Source organism: Amycolatopsis sp. A133, from assembly GCF_031082405.1.
GTDB lineage: Bacteria > Actinomycetota > Actinomycetes > Mycobacteriales > Pseudonocardiaceae > Amycolatopsis.
Genome location: NZ_JAVHJU010000067.1, coordinates 106,921 through 122,087 on the forward strand (window position 1 = coordinate 106,921; position 15,167 = coordinate 122,087).

The window sequence follows — 15,167 nt, forward strand, 5'->3', positions numbered from 1 at the left end:
CCCGTCAGTCCTGCGGCTTGGGCTCCGGCTTCGGTTCCGCGGCCGGCTGCGGAACCGGGGTCCCCCCGGCCGGAGCAGGCGGGGCGGCCGCAGCCGGGGCCGTGGCCTCGGACGGGACCGGGGCGCTCGCCTGGTGGCGGCCCGCGTCGTAGTCCTCGTCGAACGGGTCGACGATGTCCGCGATCTCGCCGAGGTCGCGCAGCAGGCGCTCCAGGCGGGACGGGCCCGCCGTCGGGACCACGCTGGCCAGGACCCACTCGTTCTCCAGCCAGGCCACGCCGACGTCGCCGCCGAGCTGGTCGGCCGCGTCGACGAGCTCCTGGGTGATCACCATGCGGGCGCCGTCGGCGTCGTCCGCGAAGGCGTAGCGGGCGCCGATCGGGCCGAGCATCTCGGGCATGTCCGCGCGCTGGAACGGGACGCTGGACAGCCACATCTCGATGGGGATCCGGTGCTTCTTGTTGCAGCGCACGGCGACCACCACCGCGGGGATCTGCCCCTCGGTTTCGATGTCGAAGATGAACACCGGGCGGCGGCCGTCGGAGGTGAAGGTCGAGCCTGCGACGACGTTGACGGCCGCGTCCGCGCCGAAGTAGCCGATGGCGCCGTTCGACCACTGCTGCGGCAGCCGCTCGTCCTCCTCGACGAACTGCCAGCCGCGCAACTGTGCCCAGCGCATTCGCTCGCGGTTGCGCGAGCCCTCCTTCGCCCGGTCGGCCGCGAGCAGCCCCAGCCCCGCCACCAGCGCGACGGCGGCGATGACGAACCAGATCCACGCCGGAATACCCACGACCGCAGGGTATCGCCTGTTACGCCGGAGGGATGATCGCCGGCACCCGTGTCGCCGGGCTCATTCGGAGCATCTTCCAGCGCAACCAGGTCGACAAATCGGCACGAACACTGTGGACGCCCACCGTCGTGAGTGGCAAGGCGGGTTAGAACCCGCCTTACCACTCACGACAGGTCAGACCCGCGTGACGGTCAGCGCGTCTCCGGCTTCCAGCTCCGGGCCGTCGACGCGCACGGTGTCGCCGTCCCGGATCTCGCCCGACAGCAGTTCCTTCGCCAGCTTGTCGCCGATCGCCGACTGGACCAGCCGCCGCAGCGGGCGGGCGCCGTAGATCGGGTCGAAGCCGTTGAGGGCGAGCCACTCGCGGGCGCCGTCGGTGACGTCCAGGTGCAGCCGCCGCTGGGCCAGCCGCTTCGCCAGCCGGGCGATCTGGATGTCCACAATGGACGTCAGCTGCTCGGTGCCGAGCGAGTGGAACACGACGATGTCGTCGAGCCGGTTGAGGAACTCCGGCTTGAACTGCCGCTGCACCACCTCGAGCACCGCGTCCCGCCGCTGCCGCTCGTCGAGCGACGGGTCGGCGATGGCGTGCGACCCGAGGTTCGAGGTCAGGATCAGGATGGTGTTGCGGAAGTCCACCGTCCGGCCCTGTCCGTCGGTCAGCCGCCCGTCGTCGAGGACCTGCAGCAGCACGTCGAAGACGTCCGGGTGGGCCTTCTCCACCTCGTCGAGCAGCACCACCGAGTACGGGCGGCGCCGCACGGCCTCGGTCAGCTGCCCGCCCTGGTCGTAGCCGACGTACCCGGGCGGGGCTCCGACCAGGCGCGCCACCGAGTGCTTCTCGGCGTACTCGCTCATGTCGATGCGCTGCATCGCGCGCTCGTCGTCGAACAGGAACTCGGCGAGCGCCTTGGCCAGCTCGGTCTTGCCGACGCCGGTGGGGCCGAGGAACAGGAACGAGCCGGTCGGCCGGTCGGGGTCGGCGACGCCGGCCCGGGCGCGGCGGACCGCGTCCGCGACGACCTGCACGGCCTCGGCCTGCCCGATGACCCGCCGGGTCAGCTCCTCCTCCATCCGGAGCAGCTTGCCGGTCTCGCCCTCCAGCAGCCGGCCCGCCGGGATGCCGGTCCACGCGCTGACCACGTCCGCGACGTCGTCCGCGCCGACCTCCTCCTTGAGCATGACGTTCTGCTGGCTGGCCTCGTTCGCCGCGGTGGCCGCTTCGAACTCCTTCTCCAGCGCCGGGATCCGGCCGTAGCGCAGCTCGGCGGCCTTGCCGAGGTCGCCGTCGCGCTCGGCGCGCTCCGACTCGCCGCGCAGCTGTTCGAGCTGCTCCTTGAGCTCGCGGACGCGCTCGATGGAGCCCTTCTCGTTCTGCCAGCGCGCGGTCAGCGCGGTCAGCGTCTCGCGCTTCTCCGCCAGCTCCGCACGCAACGTCGCCAGCCGATCACGAGAAGCGGCGTCGCTCTCCTTGGCGAGCGCCATCTCCTCGATCTCCAGCCGACGGACGGCGCGCTCGACCTCGTCGATCTCCACCGGGCGGGAGTCGATCTCCATGCGGAGCTTGGATGCGGCCTCGTCGACCAGGTCGATCGCCTTGTCCGGCAGGAAGCGCGCGGTGATGTAGCGGTCGGACAGCGTCGCGGCCGCGACCAGGGCGGCGTCCGTGATCCGGACACCGTGGTGCACCTCGTAGCGCTCCTTCAGCCCGCGCAGGATGGCGATGGTGTCCTCCGGCGACGGCTCGCCGACGAGCACCTGCTGGAAGCGCCGCTCCAGGGCGGCGTCCTTCTCGATGTGCTGGCGGTACTCGTCGAGCGTGGTCGCGCCGACCATCCGCAGCTCGCCGCGGGCCAGCATCGGCTTGATCATGTTGCCGGCGTCCATCGCGCCCTCGCCGGTCGCGCCGGCGCCGACGATGGTGTGCAGCTCGTCGATGAAGGTGACGACCTCGCCCGCGGAGTCGGTGATCTCCTTGAGCACGGCCTTCAGCCGCTCCTCGAACTCGCCACGGTACTTCGCGCCGGCCACCATCGACCCGAGGTCGAGTGCGACGACGCGCTTGCCGCGCAGCGACTCCGGCACGTCCCCGGCGATGATGCGCTGGGCCAGCCCTTCGACGATGGCCGTCTTGCCGACGCCCGGCTCGCCGATCAGGACCGGGTTGTTCTTCGTGCGCCGCGACAGCACCTGCACAACGCGGCGGATCTCGGTGTCGCGGCCGATGACCGGGTCGAGCTCGCCGGCGCGGGCGCGCGCGGTGAGGTCGACGCCGTACTTTTCGAGCGCCTTGAACGTGCTCTCGGGGTCCGCGCTGGTGATCCGGGCCGAGCCGCGGACCTTGGCGAACGCCTCCTGCAGCGCGTCCGGCGTCGCCCCGTGGCGCTTGAGCAGGTCGGCGACCTGGCCGCCTTCGGTCGCGAGCCCGACGAGCAGGTGCTCGGTCGAGACGTACTCGTCGCCCAGTTCGGTGGCGAGCTTCTGGGCCCGTGTGAGCGACTTGACGGCGAAGGTGTCGAACTGCGGGCTCGACACGGTCGCGCCGGTCGCCGACGGCAGCGCCGCGATGAGCGGCTCGAGCTCCTTGTGCACCACCTCCGGGTCCGCCCCGACCGCGGTCAGCAGCGGTGCGGTGAGCCCCTCACCCTGCGCCAGCAGGGCGCCCAGCAGATGGGGGGCGGAAACGTGCGGGTTCCCCGCCATCGTCGCCGCCTGCGCCGCCGACGAGATCGCCTGCTGGGTCTTCGTGGTCGGGTTGAAAGCGTCCATCCCTCACCTCATGCTCGGTACTGCGTGAAAGTCCAGGTGACGGGCCTGACCGTGACCCGTCATCATCTCTAACGCACGAAAACTTGAGTCTGTTCCGCTCAACTCTGTCCGGGGGCGACCGCATGGGCCGGCAGCCGGGAGCCGAGCGTCCCGAGCCCGGCCACGGCCAGACCGGCGCACGTTCCCACCAGCACCCAGGGTAACCAGTCGGCCACCGAGAACAACGCGACCACGGCGGGGGCGATCACCTGCGCCACGGTGAACGCGTACTGGTACGCAGCGAGATAACGACCGCGGGCGACCGCGGGTGCCGCGGCCTCGGCGAGCGCTCCCGATCTCGGCCCGAAAACCAGGTCGCCGGCGGCGAACACCAGCGTCGACCCCAGCAGGTACAGCACCTGCCAGCCGTCCGGCACGAGCAGCACACCCAGGCTGACCAGGCACCACGCCGAGAACAACGCCGAGCCGACGCGCATCGCGGCGATGCGCGTCAGCTTGGCCGTGAGCCGCAGCGCCAGCGTGCCGCCGACGCTGGTCAGCACGGTCAGCAGCGCGAGAATCGCGCCCGGCAGCCAGGCCGGGCCGTGCAGCCGGTCGAGCACGAACACCGGCGTGCCGATCAGGAAGAAGTCCAGCGACAGCCCGAACAGCCCGCTGAACAGGATCAGCCCGAGGTACGGCCGGTCGCGCAGCACCCGGGCCGAGCTTTCGCGGTCCTGCCGGTGCGGCCGCACGAGCCGGACGAAGAAGACGAGGATCGACGCGGCCAGGAAGAACGTCAGCGCGTCCACGGCGAGCGCGATGCGGTAGCCGGCGTTCCCGAGCCACGTCAGCAGCGCACCCGCCGCCAGCCCGCCGAGGCCGAAGCAGGCGGCCCGCACCATCCCCACCTGGGCGAACGGCCGGTCCTTGGGGCCGTCGCCCGCGACGTCGGCGATGAGCACGAACAGGGAGCTGTAGAACAGCTGCTGCCCGGCGGTCAGCAGGACGGCGGCGACCACCACCGCGCCCGCGTTGTCGGCGATGAGGTACGCACCCGTACCGGCGGCCTGAAGCAGCTGGGCGCCGATCACCACGACGCGTGGCCCGACGTGGTCCACGAGCCGCCCGGCGAGCGGCGGCACCACGAGCCCGCCGAGGGCACCGAGCGTGACGGCGGTGCCGGCCACGGCCAGCGGCACCCCGACCACCTGCGTCACGTAGACCAGCCCCAACGGGAGGAACAGACCTGAGCCGAAGTTGTCGATCCCCAGCGCGCACAGCAGTGCGACCCGGTCACGCGTCACCTACCGACGTTAACCCTGACGATCGCCCCTAAGTCAGGACCGAACGGACACTTTCCACGGGGGCAAAAGACACTTCCGGTGGGCCTTTTCGCCGCGGTGTCACTTGTTCGTGTCAGCCAGCACGGCGTCGGCGCCGAGGGCGCGGCGAAGATCGGCGTTCATCTCCGCCAGCCGCACGGTGAGGTCGGTGACGCGCTCGTCGTCCCAGCCGCCGAGCGCCTTCTCCATGAACTCGACGTAGCTGGCGCGCCAGCGGGCGAGCTCGGCCCGGCCCTTCTCCGAGACGCTGACCAGCGACGCCCGGCCGTCCTCGGGTGCGGGACGGCGGTCGACCAGCCCGGCCGCGGAGAGCTGGGTGATCTGCCTGCTCACGACGGAGAGGTCGACGAACCGGCGCTTGGCCAGTTCGGACGGCCGCGCCTCGCCGTTCTTCGCCAGGTCGGACAGCAGCATCGCCGCCGCCGGGTGCAGGCCGGGCTCGCTCTGCCAGCTCTGCATGATCCAGGCGTGCTGGAGCTGGGAAGCGGTTTTCAGCTCACGCATGAGCTCGACCCGGACGTCGTCGTCGGTGTCGTCGAAGCCCATCGGAACCTCCCTTGGTTGCGCCATACAAGTTTATTGCCGGACGCTTGCCCCGGACAACCATCGGACCGGTGAGGTCCCCCACGCGGCACCGCGGCGAATACACCCGGTCGGAGCAACAATGCGGGCAAAAGGCTGCCCGGCGGCTACCCTGCGGACGGACCGCGCGCGCGGTACCGGACGAGTGACAGAGGTGGATGCAGTGGCGATGGACCCAGGAGGCGGCCGTGAGCAGCGGCATCCGCGTGCCCGGGCCGGCGGTGCATGATCGGGTGCCGCCGCTCAACCGTCCCCGGCCCGTGAACGATCACCCATGACAGCCGACTCGGTCAGCCCGCTCCCCAGGTCGTCGGCCCCGCGTGAAGCCCCCGCGGCCGTCACCGCGATGGTCCGGCTCATCCGGGACAGCTGGGCCAGGTCGGAGCCGTACATCGCGGACATCTCGCAGTTCTTCTACGGGATGCTGTTCACCCTCGCCCCGACCACGCGCGACTTCTTCCCGATCAACATGGAGATCCAGCGCGGCAGGCTGGTGCGCGCGCTGGTGCACATCGTGCAGATGGTCGACCGGCCCGACGACCTCGCGCCGTTCCTGCGCCAGCTGGGCCGCGACCACCGCAAGTTCGGCGTGGTGCCCCGGCACTACGAAGCGGTCGGCACCGCGCTGCTGGCGTCGCTGAAGAACCACCTCGGCCCGGAGTGGACCCCCGAGGTCGAACGGGCGTGGGCCGAGGCGTTCACGATCGCCGCGCGGGCCATGCAGGACGCGGCCGCGGCCGACACGAACCCGCCGTCGTGGTCGGCCACCGTCGTCGAGCACCGGCGGCTGACCTGGGACCTCGCCCTGGTGCGGCTGGTGCCCGATCAGCCCGTGCCGTACCACCCGGGGCAGTACGTGAGCGTCGAAGTGCCCCAGCGGCCACGGCTGTGGCGGTACCTCTCGCCGGCGAACGCGCCGCGCGAGGACGGCGGCATCGAGTTCCACGTCCGCGCGATCGACGGCGGCTGGGTCTCCCGCGCCATCGTCAGCCACACCCAGCCGGGGGACGTCTGGCGGCTCGGGCCGCCGCTGGGCCGGATGACGGTCGACCGGGAGGTGTCGCGGGCCGTGCTGATGGTCGCCGGCGGCACGGGTGTCGCGCCGCTGCGGGCCATCCTCGACCACCTCGCGCTGTGGGGCGAGAACCCGAAGACCCACCTCTTCTACGGCGGGCCGGCTCGCGAGGACCTCTACGACCTCGAAGAGCTCCGCGCGCTGGCGGCCACCAACCCCTGGCTGACCGTCACGCCGGTCGTGGAGCGCGGCGGCGACGTCCCGGGGTTCGAGCAGGGCACCCTGGCCGAGGCCGTCACGCGCTACGGCTCCTGGCCCGGCCACAACATCCTCGTGTCCGGCTCACCGGCGATGATCCGCGCGACGGTGTCGCGCATGCTGGTCGCGGGCAGCGCGCTGCACCAGATCCAGTACGACCCGTTCACGATCGACTGACCACCGGCAATCCGCCGTCCGGTGCACAATTTCGTTACGCTCCGGAAATCAGCCACCAGTAACGGATGAATCCGCGGCGTGATCAATTTTACGCTGCGACAGGCGGGGTTGACCGGGCGTACCTGAATTGCTCCGTTCGAGCGGGAACGCGCGGAATCACGCGCATCTGCACGGGAATTCGCCTACAGTCGGGAACCCTCGGGGGCGGTACCGCCACAGCGACGCCGCACGCACGGCGCGAAAACCTTTGTACGACTGGAGATTGCCGTTCCCGATGAACGCTGAATCCGTGAAGATCTCCGCACCGCCCGAGCCGCTTCCCGTTTCGGCAGTGCAAGGTCGAGAGATGGCCCGGTTGATTCGTGAGAGTTTTGCGGAGATCGAACCGAAAGCCGACGAACTGGCGCAGTACTTCTACGGCGCGTTGTTCGTGGTCGCCCCCGATTGCCGTGCCCTGTTCCCGGTCACCATGACGACCCAGCGGAGCAGGTTGCTGCGCGCCCTGGTGTACGTGGTGCAGATGGTCGACCGGCCCGACGAACTGGTCACCTTCCTGGGACAGCTGGGCCGCGACCACCGCAAGTTCGGCGTCGTCACCCGCCACTACGACGCCGTCGGGGTGGCGCTGATCTCCGCGCTGAAACGGTTCCTCAAGGAGAAGTGGACCACCGAGGTGGAATCCGCGTGGACCTCGGCCTACGGGCTCATCGCCAAGTCGATGCGCGAGGCCGCCCAGGCGGAGACGGGGCCGGCGACGTGGGCGGCGACCGTGCTGGAGCACCGGCGGCTCACCCGCGACGTCGCGCTGGTCAAGGTGCGCACCGAAGGCCTCCTGCCGTACCGCGCCGGCGGGTACGTCAGCGTGGAAGTACCGCAGCGGCCCCGGTTCTGGCGGTACCTCTCGCCGGCGAACGCGCCCCGCGGCGACGGCGAGCTGACCTTCCACGTGCGCGCGGTGCCCGGCGGCTGGGTCAGCGGGAGCATCGTCAACCACACCCGGCCGGGCGACGTCTGGCGCCTCGGGCCCTCGATGGGCGTGCTGAACGTGCGCCCGACCTCCACGAAACGACGGCTGCTGATGATCGGCGGCGGCACCGGCATCACGCCGTTGCTGGCGATCCTCGACGACCTTTCGCGCTGGAAGCGCAACCCGCCCGTGCACCTGTTCTTCGGCGGCCGGAGACCGGAGGACCTGTACGCGCTGGAAAACCTGCGCCGGCTGGCCGCGACGTCGAAGTGGCTGACGGTCACCCCGGTCACCGAGGAGGGCGCACTGGCCGGCGGCGACCGCGGAACACTCGCCCACGCGGTGACCCAGCGCGGCGCGTGGCAGAACCACGACGTCCTCGTTTCCGGTTCGCCGCCGATGATCCAGGCGACCGTCGCGAAGCTGCTGGCCAGGGGGATCGATCTGGCACGAATCTCCTACGACCCGTTCACCCTGGACTGAGGTTTGCCCGGAATGCGCTGAGGAACTCTCAGCGTCCGGCGCGGAACCGGCGGGGGCTCGCTATCTTCGCCGATATGGAGATGACTATCCCGGTTGCGGACGGCACCATCGGCGGCTACCTGGCGAAGCCCGGCGGCGCGGGCCCCCACCCGGGCGTAGTGCTCATCCACGACGCGTTCGGGCTGAGCCAGGACACAAAAAACATCACCGACCGCTTCGCCCGCGAGGGATATCTCGCGCTCAGTCCGGACCTGTATTCACGGGGCGGGATGTTCCGCTGCGTGCGGCGGGTGTTCTCGGACATGTTCGCGAACCGGGGCCGGGCGTTCGACGACATCGAGGCGTCCCGCGCGCTCCTGGCCGGTCTCCCGGACTGCTCGGGCCGGATCGGCATCGCCGGGTTCTGCCTGGGCGGTGGCTTCGCGCTCGTTGCGGCGTCGCGCGGGTTCGAAGCGTCCGCGCCGTACTACGGGCAGCTGCCGAAGAACCTGTCGGTGCTGGACGACGCCTGCCCCGTCGTCGCCAGTTTCGGCAAGAAGGACTTCGGGCTGCGCGGCGCCGCGGCGAAGCTCGAGACGGCGCTCACCGAGCGTGGCGTCCCGCACGACGTCAAGGAGTACCCGGACGCCAGCCACGGGTTCGCCAACAAGATCGACACCGTGGCGCCGGTGAACCTGCTGCTCAAGGTCGTCGGCTTCACCTACCACCACGAATCGGCCGAAGACGCGTGGCGCCGGGTGACGTCTTTCTTCGGCGAACACCTGCAGCAGCCGCCCCGACCTTCGCATTGAACCAATCAGAGCAGCGATTCTGGCGAACGGCGGTAGTTCGTTGACCGTTGTGCCCGAATCGTCTTATGGTCTAGACCACATCTTCCCCGGATGTGCTCGCTCGTCCTCCCCTCCGGAACGACGCTGTTCCCCTTCGAGGAGCCGAAATGACCTGGAAACGAAAGCTCTTCGCGGCCGCTGCCGGAGCCTTGCTCGCGCCGGTGCTGGTCGTTGTCCTCCCCGCCGCCTCGGCGAGCGCCCACGGTTACGTGTCCGATCCGCCCAGCCGGCAGGCCAACTGCGCGGCCGGGAAGGTCTCCGGCTGCGGCCAGATCGTCTACGAACCGCAGAGCGTCGAGGGCCCGAAGGGCCTGCGCAGCTGCAACGCCGGCCTGGGCCAGTTCGCCGAGCTGACCGACGAGTCGAAGCCGTGGCCCGCCAAGTCGGTCGGCACCACGGTGACGTTCAACTGGGTGTTCACCGCCCGGCACTCGACGTCGAACTACGAGTACTACGTCGGCAACACCCGCGTCGCGGTGTTCAACGGCAACAACCAGCAACCGCCGTCGACGTTGTCGCACACGGTGAACCTGGCCGGCTATTCAGGCCGGGTGAAGGTGCTGGCGATCTGGAACATCTCGGACACGTCCAACGCGTTCTACAGCTGCGTCGACCTCCAGATCGGCGGGGGCGGCACCCCGCCGCCCACCACCACGCCGCCGCCGACGACGACCCGGCCGCCCACCACGACCCCGCCCCCGACGACGACCCCGCCGTCGAGTGGCACGTGGTCGGCGGGCACGGCGTACAAGGCGGGCGACGTCGTGACGTACGGCGGCGCGAGCTACCGCTGCGTCCAGCCGCACACGGCGATCGCGGGCTGGGAGCCGCCGAACACCCCGGCGCTCTGGCAGCGCCAGTGAGAGTGGTCCTGGCCGTCGTCGCGCTGCTGCTGACCGGATGCGGCAGCGGCGCGACGGCGGCCCCGCCGCAGTACAACGCGGCCGACGTGATGTTCCTGCAGATGCTGATCCCCCAGAACCAGCAGGGCATCGAGATCGTCCGGCTGGCCCCGGCCCGCCCGCTACCGGCGGGGGTGAAGGAGCTGTCGGCGGCGATCGAGGTGACGCAGCAGACGGAGATCGAGGACATGCGGCGCTGGCTCCGCGAGTGGAACCAGCCCGAGGCGATGGACGCGAACCCGCAGGCCCACGCCGGCCACGGCGGCATGAAGATGGCAGCGCCGGACCTGGTGGGCGCGCTTCGATCGGCTCCGGACGGCGAGTTCAGCCGCCGGTTCCTGGACGTGCTGACGGGTCAGCAGCAGGGAGCGGTCGAGCTGGCCCAGACGGAAAACGGGACCGGCGGCGGGATCAACGCCCAGGCGCGGGACTTGGCCCGCCGGGTGATCGAGTCCCGGACGGCGGAGGTCAAGCAGCTGCTGAACACCCAGACGTAACCCCGCGGCGCCGGGCCGCGGGCAGCCGGGAGGGACTGCTCGCGGCCCCCACTCACGCACGAAGGCCTCCCCGGTCGCCCGGGGAGGCCTTCGTCGCGTTGGTCGTCAGCGGCGCTTGGGGCGCCAGACCACCAAAGCCGTCTGCTGGTTGAGCGGCACCAGGTCCCGGCGGTAGGACGCGTGCGCCGCCGCCGCGGCCTGTTCCGCGGCCACGTACGCCGCGGTCAGTTCCTCGGTCAGCTCGGTGATCCGGGCCCGGAGCGCGTCGACCTGGTTCTCCAGCTCGATGATGCGCTTGATGCCGGCCAGGTTGACGCCGTCCTCCTGTGACAGGCGCTGGACCTCGCGCAGCAACGCGATGTCCCGCATCGAGTAGCGCCGCCCGCCGCCGGGGGTGCGGCCCGGTGACACCAGGCCCTGCCGGTCGTACGTGCGCAACGTCTGCGCGTGCATCCCGGCGAGCTGGGCCGCCACCGAGATGACGAACACCGGGGTTTCCTCGTCGCCTTCCTGCGGTATCCCGCCGAACACCACACTCACCTACCTTGCAGCAGCTCGGTGATCTCGGGCCGGGGGTCGTGCCCGGCCATCGCCTCGGCGTACGCCTGCAGTGCGTCGCGCGCCTTGTCGTCCAGTTTGGCGGGAATCGCCGCCTGGAGGGTGACGAGCAGGTCACCTTGCGCACCGTCGCGCTTGGCGATGCCCTTGCCGCGCACGCGCAGCACCCGTCCGCTCGCGGTGCCCGGCGGCACCTTGAGCGAGACCTTGGCCTCGAGCGTCGGCACCGTGATCGTGGTGCCGAGCGTCAGTTCCGTGAAGTCCACCGGCACGGTGATCGTCAGGTCGAGCCCTTTGCGCCCGAACAGCGCGTGCGGGGCCACGTGCACCCGGACGTACAGGTCACCGGCCTGCGCACCGCCCCGGCCCGGCTCGCCCTGGCCGGCCAGCCGGATGCGCTGGTCGTCGTCGACGCCCGGCGGGATCCGGACGGTCAGCGTCCGCGTCCGCGTGCTGATGCCTTCGCCGCCGCACTCCGGGCACGGGTCGTCGATGATCGTGCCGCGGCCGCGGCAGTCGCGGCACGGCTCCGAGAACGCGAACGCGCCCTGGCTGCGGCTGACCAGCCCCGAACCGGAACAGGTCGGGCAGGTCCGCGGCGACGTGCCCGGCCGCGCACCGTTGCCGCTGCACGTCGCACAGGTCGCCGGGCTCGACAGCCGCAGCGGCAGGGTCGCGCCCTTGACCGCCTCGGTGAAGTCGATCCGGACGTCGGTCTCGACGTCGGCGCCGCGCTGCGGCCGGTTGGCCGTCGCGCCCGCCGACGCCCGGCCGCGGCCGAAGATCCCGCCCAGGATGTCCCCGAGCCCGCCGAAGCCGCCCTGCTGACCGGCGCCGGCCTGGCCGAAGATGTCGCCCATGTCGAAGCTGCCGCCACCGCCGCTTCCACTTCCCGGGAAGTTGAAGCCGCCCCCGCCGCCGAACAGCCGCCGTGCCTCGTCGTACTCCTTGCGCTTGCTCGCGTCGGAGAGCACGCCGTAGGCCTCGGAAACCGCCTTGAACTTCTGCTCCGCCTGCGCGTTGCCGGCGTTCGCGTCCGGGTGGTTCTCCTTGGCCAGCTTCCGGTAGGCCTTCTTGATTTCGTCCGCGGTGGCGTCGGAGGAGACGCCCAGTTCACGGTAGAAGTCCTTACCGATCCACTCCCGTGCACTCATCGGACGCCTCCTCCTCCCACTTGAACCGGATAGTGCTTACTGCTGCTGCTCATCGACTCCGCCGCCGAGTGGCAGCTCGCCACCGACGGACGGGTCCACCGGGGCCGCGCCGGGCTCGTGGTCGGTCACGCCGACCAGCGCCGCCCGCAGTACGCGGTCCCCGAAGCGGTACCCGCGGCGCATGACCACGGTGACCGTCGGGCCCGCCACGTCCGGCGAGGTGTTGTGCTGCACGGCCTCGTGCACGCTCGGGTCGAAGGGCTCGCCCTCGGAGCCGAACGACTCCAGGCCCGCCCGCTGCAAGCCGCTGATCAGCTTGTCGCCGACCGCCTTGAACGCGCCGGTGAGGTCACCGTGCTGCTCGGCCCGCTCGAGGTCGTCGAGCAGCGGCAGCAAGTCGTTCACCACGGTCGCCTTCGCGCCGATCACGACCGCCTCGCGGTCACGCTCGACGCGCTTGCGGTAGTTGGCGTACTCGGCCTGCAGGCGCTGGAGGTCGGCGGTGCGCTCGGACAGTTCCTTTTCCACGTCGGAGACCACCGACACCGAGTCGCCCATGATGGTCTCGCCGAGCGAGGGGCCCGCGTGCTCCACGGGCGCCTCGTCTTCCGGCTCCGGCGCGGCGTGGGCCGGACCGGGCGGGCGGACCTGCCCGGTCTGGGGGGCCACCCGGCGCCGATCCCGCACGACCACCGGCTCCTCGGGGCCGCGGCCCTGGTTCTCGGATTCGTCGTAGCTGTGGGTCACTTCTTCTCGTCCTCTTCGACGATCTCGGCGTCCACCACGTCATCGGCCTTGGCCTGGCCGCCGGCCGCACCGGCGTCCCCGGCCGCACCCGCACCCGCGGCGCCCGCGGCACCGGCCGCGGCGTCGGCCGCGGCGTCGGCGTTCGCGTTGGCGTACAGGGCGGTGCCCAGTTCCTGCGAAGCGGCGTTCAGCTTCTCGATCGACTCGCGGATCTTGGTCGAGTCGGTGCCCTTCAGCGCTTCGTTGGCCTCGTCGATCGCGGACTTGACCTTGCCCTTGAGGTCCTCGGGCAGCTTGTCGTCGTTGTCCTTGACGAACTTCTCGGTCTGGTAGACCAGCGTCTCCGCCTGGTTGCGGGTCTCCGCTTCCTCGCGGCGCTTCTTGTCTTCCTCGGCGTGGGCCTCGGCGTCCTTGACCATGCGCTCGATGTCGTCCTTCGGCAGCGCGGAGCCACCGGTGATCGTCATCGACTGTTCCTTGTTCGTGCCCAGGTCCTTCGCGGTCACGTGCACGATGCCGTTGGCGTCGATGTCGAAGGTGACCTCGATCTGCGGCACGCCACGCGGGGCGGGCGGGAGACCGGTCAGCTCGAACATGCCGAGCTTCTTGTTGTGCGCGGCGATCTCGCGCTCACCCTGGAACACCTGGATCTGCACCGACGGCTGGTTGTCGTCCGCGGTGGAGAAGATCTCCGAGCGCTTGGTCGGGATCGTGGTGTTGCGCTCGATGAGCTTGGTGAACACGCCACCCTTGGTCTCGATGCCGAGCGACAGCGGCGTGACGTCCAGCAGCAGGACGTCCTTGACCTCGCCCTTCAGGACACCGGCCTGCAGCGCTGCGCCGACCGCGACGACCTCGTCCGGGTTCACGCCCTTGTTCGGCTCGCGGCCGCCGGTCAGCTCCTTGACCAGGTCCGACACGGCCGGCATGCGGGTGGAACCACCCACGAGCACGACGTGGTCGATGTCGCCGACGGCGATGCCCGCGTCCCGGATGACGTTGTTGAACGGGTTGCGGGTGCGCTCGAGCAGGTCCGCGGTGATCTTCTGGAACTCGGCGCGCGAGAGCGTCTCGTCGAGGAACAGCGGGTTCTTGTCCGAGTCCACGGTGATGTACGGCAGGTTGATGCTGGCCGAGTTCGAGCTGGACAGCTCGATCTTCGCCTTCTCCGCCGCCTCGCGGATGCGCTGCAGCGCCATCTTGTCCTTGGTCAGGTCGATGCCGTTCGTGGCCTTGAACTTGTCGACCAGCCACTTGACGATGCGCTCGTCCCAGTCGTCACCACCGAGGTGGTTGTCACCGGAGGTCGCGCGGACCTCGACGACGCCCTCGCCGATTTCCAGCAGCGAGACGTCGAAGGTGCCACCACCGAGGTCGAAGACCAGGATGGTCTGTTCCTTTTCGCCCTTGTCCAGGCCGTACGCCAGCGCGGCGGCGGTCGGCTCGTTGACGATCCGGAGCACGTTCAGGCCGGCGATCTGGCCGGCCTCCTTGGTGGCCTGCCGCTGCGCGTCTTCGAAGTACGCGGGGACGGTGATCACGGCGTCGGTGATCGTCTCGCCCAGGTACGCCTCGGCGTCGCGCTTCAGCTTCATCAGCACGCGCGCGCTGATCTCCTGGGAGGTGTAGTTCTTACCATCGATCTCGGTCTTCCAGTCGGTGCCGATGTGCCGCTTCACGGACCGGATCGTCCGGTCGACGTTCGTCACGGCCTGGTTCTTCGCCGGCTGACCGGTCAGCACTTCACCGTTCTTGGCGAAGGCGACGATCGAGGGGGTGGTCCGGGAGCCTTCCGAGTTGGCGATGACCGTCGGCTCGCCGCCCTCAAGGACGGCGACGACCGAGTTGGTCGTGCCGAGGTCGATGCCGACCGCTCGCGCCATGGTGCTTCCTCCTGTGTAAGACTGCTGTGTTCGTGACCTGCAGGTTTGTGCTCGCCTTGAGCGAGGCCCTGTCAAGTTTTATCGGGCCTTCGCGCACCTCGTCAAGCCGGACTTGAGTCGACTGCGCTCAACCTCTGTACCCAGCCTAACGAGGGGGTGGGGGTTCTTGTTCCCGGGTCCGGTGAGCGAGTGTGCCCGGATGGGCTGTGACGCCGCTCACCCGGCAAATC

The 15,167-nt window shown here is 70.3% G+C and carries 13 protein-coding genes; 5 read left to right on the forward strand and 8 right to left on the reverse strand.

Annotated features, from left to right (window positions below):
* Positions 1-4: 4 nt before the first annotated feature.
* The 4 genes from Q5425_RS39550 to Q5425_RS39565 all read right to left on the reverse strand — a co-directional run bounded on the left by Q5425_RS39550 (position 5) and on the right by Q5425_RS39565 (position 5,430).
* Positions 5-790: a hypothetical protein gene (locus Q5425_RS39550; protein ID WP_308677543.1), complete on the reverse strand. Its 786-nt coding sequence runs from the start codon at positions 788-790 to the stop codon at positions 5-7.
* Positions 791-964: 174 nt separating this feature from the next.
* Complete coding sequence (gene clpB, locus Q5425_RS39555) at positions 965-3,559, reverse strand: ATP-dependent chaperone ClpB (protein ID WP_308677544.1); 2,595 nt, start codon at positions 3,557-3,559, stop codon at positions 965-967.
* Between the two features lie 98 nt (positions 3,560-3,657).
* Entirely contained in the window at positions 3,658-4,845 is a 1,188-nt protein-coding gene (locus tag Q5425_RS39560) for an MFS transporter (protein ID WP_308677545.1), read from the reverse strand.
* A 99-nt stretch (positions 4,846-4,944) separates the two neighbouring features.
* Positions 4,945-5,430 carry a MarR family winged helix-turn-helix transcriptional regulator gene (locus Q5425_RS39565; RefSeq protein ID WP_308677546.1) on the reverse strand — a complete coding sequence of 162 codons (486 nt, stop codon included), beginning with the start codon at positions 5,428-5,430 and terminating at the stop codon, positions 4,945-4,947.
* A 310-nt stretch (positions 5,431-5,740) separates the two neighbouring features.
* On the opposite strand from Q5425_RS39565, the gene Q5425_RS39570 reads away from it, so the two are divergent.
* From Q5425_RS39570 to Q5425_RS39590, 5 genes are all read left to right on the forward strand, one after another.
* Positions 5,741-6,916, forward strand: coding sequence for a globin domain-containing protein (locus tag Q5425_RS39570; RefSeq protein WP_308677547.1), 1,176 nt, complete (start codon positions 5,741-5,743; stop codon positions 6,914-6,916).
* Positions 6,917-7,262: 346 nt separating this feature from the next.
* On the forward strand, positions 7,263-8,366 hold the full coding sequence (locus tag Q5425_RS39575; protein ID WP_308677548.1) for a globin domain-containing protein: 1,104 nt from the start codon (positions 7,263-7,265) through the stop codon (positions 8,364-8,366).
* Between the two features lie 74 nt (positions 8,367-8,440).
* Positions 8,441-9,157 (forward strand): dienelactone hydrolase family protein, encoded by a 717-nt coding sequence (locus Q5425_RS39580; RefSeq protein WP_308677549.1) that lies wholly within the window; start codon positions 8,441-8,443, stop codon positions 9,155-9,157.
* A gap of 146 nt (positions 9,158-9,303) precedes the next feature.
* Positions 9,304-10,059 carry a lytic polysaccharide monooxygenase gene (locus tag Q5425_RS39585; RefSeq protein ID WP_308677550.1) on the forward strand — a complete coding sequence of 252 codons (756 nt, stop codon included), beginning with the start codon at positions 9,304-9,306 and terminating at the stop codon, positions 10,057-10,059.
* Complete coding sequence (locus Q5425_RS39590) at positions 10,056-10,595, forward strand: DUF305 domain-containing protein (RefSeq protein ID WP_308677551.1); 540 nt, start codon at positions 10,056-10,058, stop codon at positions 10,593-10,595. Before Q5425_RS39585 ends, Q5425_RS39590 begins: the two co-directional genes overlap by 4 nt.
* A 105-nt stretch (positions 10,596-10,700) precedes the next feature.
* On the opposite strand, the gene Q5425_RS39595 is transcribed toward Q5425_RS39590, so the two are convergent.
* The 4 genes from Q5425_RS39595 to dnaK are packed head-to-tail and all read right to left on the reverse strand — an operon-like array spanning position 10,701 to position 14,937.
* Positions 10,701-11,126 carry a heat shock protein transcriptional repressor HspR gene (locus Q5425_RS39595; protein WP_308677897.1) on the reverse strand — a complete coding sequence of 142 codons (426 nt, stop codon included), beginning with the start codon at positions 11,124-11,126 and terminating at the stop codon, positions 10,701-10,703.
* A gap of 5 nt (positions 11,127-11,131) precedes the next feature.
* Complete coding sequence (gene dnaJ, locus Q5425_RS39600; RefSeq protein WP_308677552.1) at positions 11,132-12,307, reverse strand: molecular chaperone DnaJ; 1,176 nt, start codon at positions 12,305-12,307, stop codon at positions 11,132-11,134.
* A 36-nt stretch (positions 12,308-12,343) separates the two neighbouring features.
* Positions 12,344-13,054 (reverse strand): nucleotide exchange factor GrpE, encoded by a 711-nt coding sequence (gene grpE, locus Q5425_RS39605; protein ID WP_308677553.1) that lies wholly within the window; start codon positions 13,052-13,054, stop codon positions 12,344-12,346.
* Positions 13,051-14,937, reverse strand: a complete 1,887-nt coding sequence (gene dnaK, locus Q5425_RS39610) for a molecular chaperone DnaK (protein ID WP_308677554.1) — start codon at positions 14,935-14,937, stop codon at positions 13,051-13,053. The genes grpE and dnaK overlap by 4 nt, the downstream gene beginning before the upstream one ends.
* Positions 14,938-15,167: the final 230 nt, after the last annotated feature.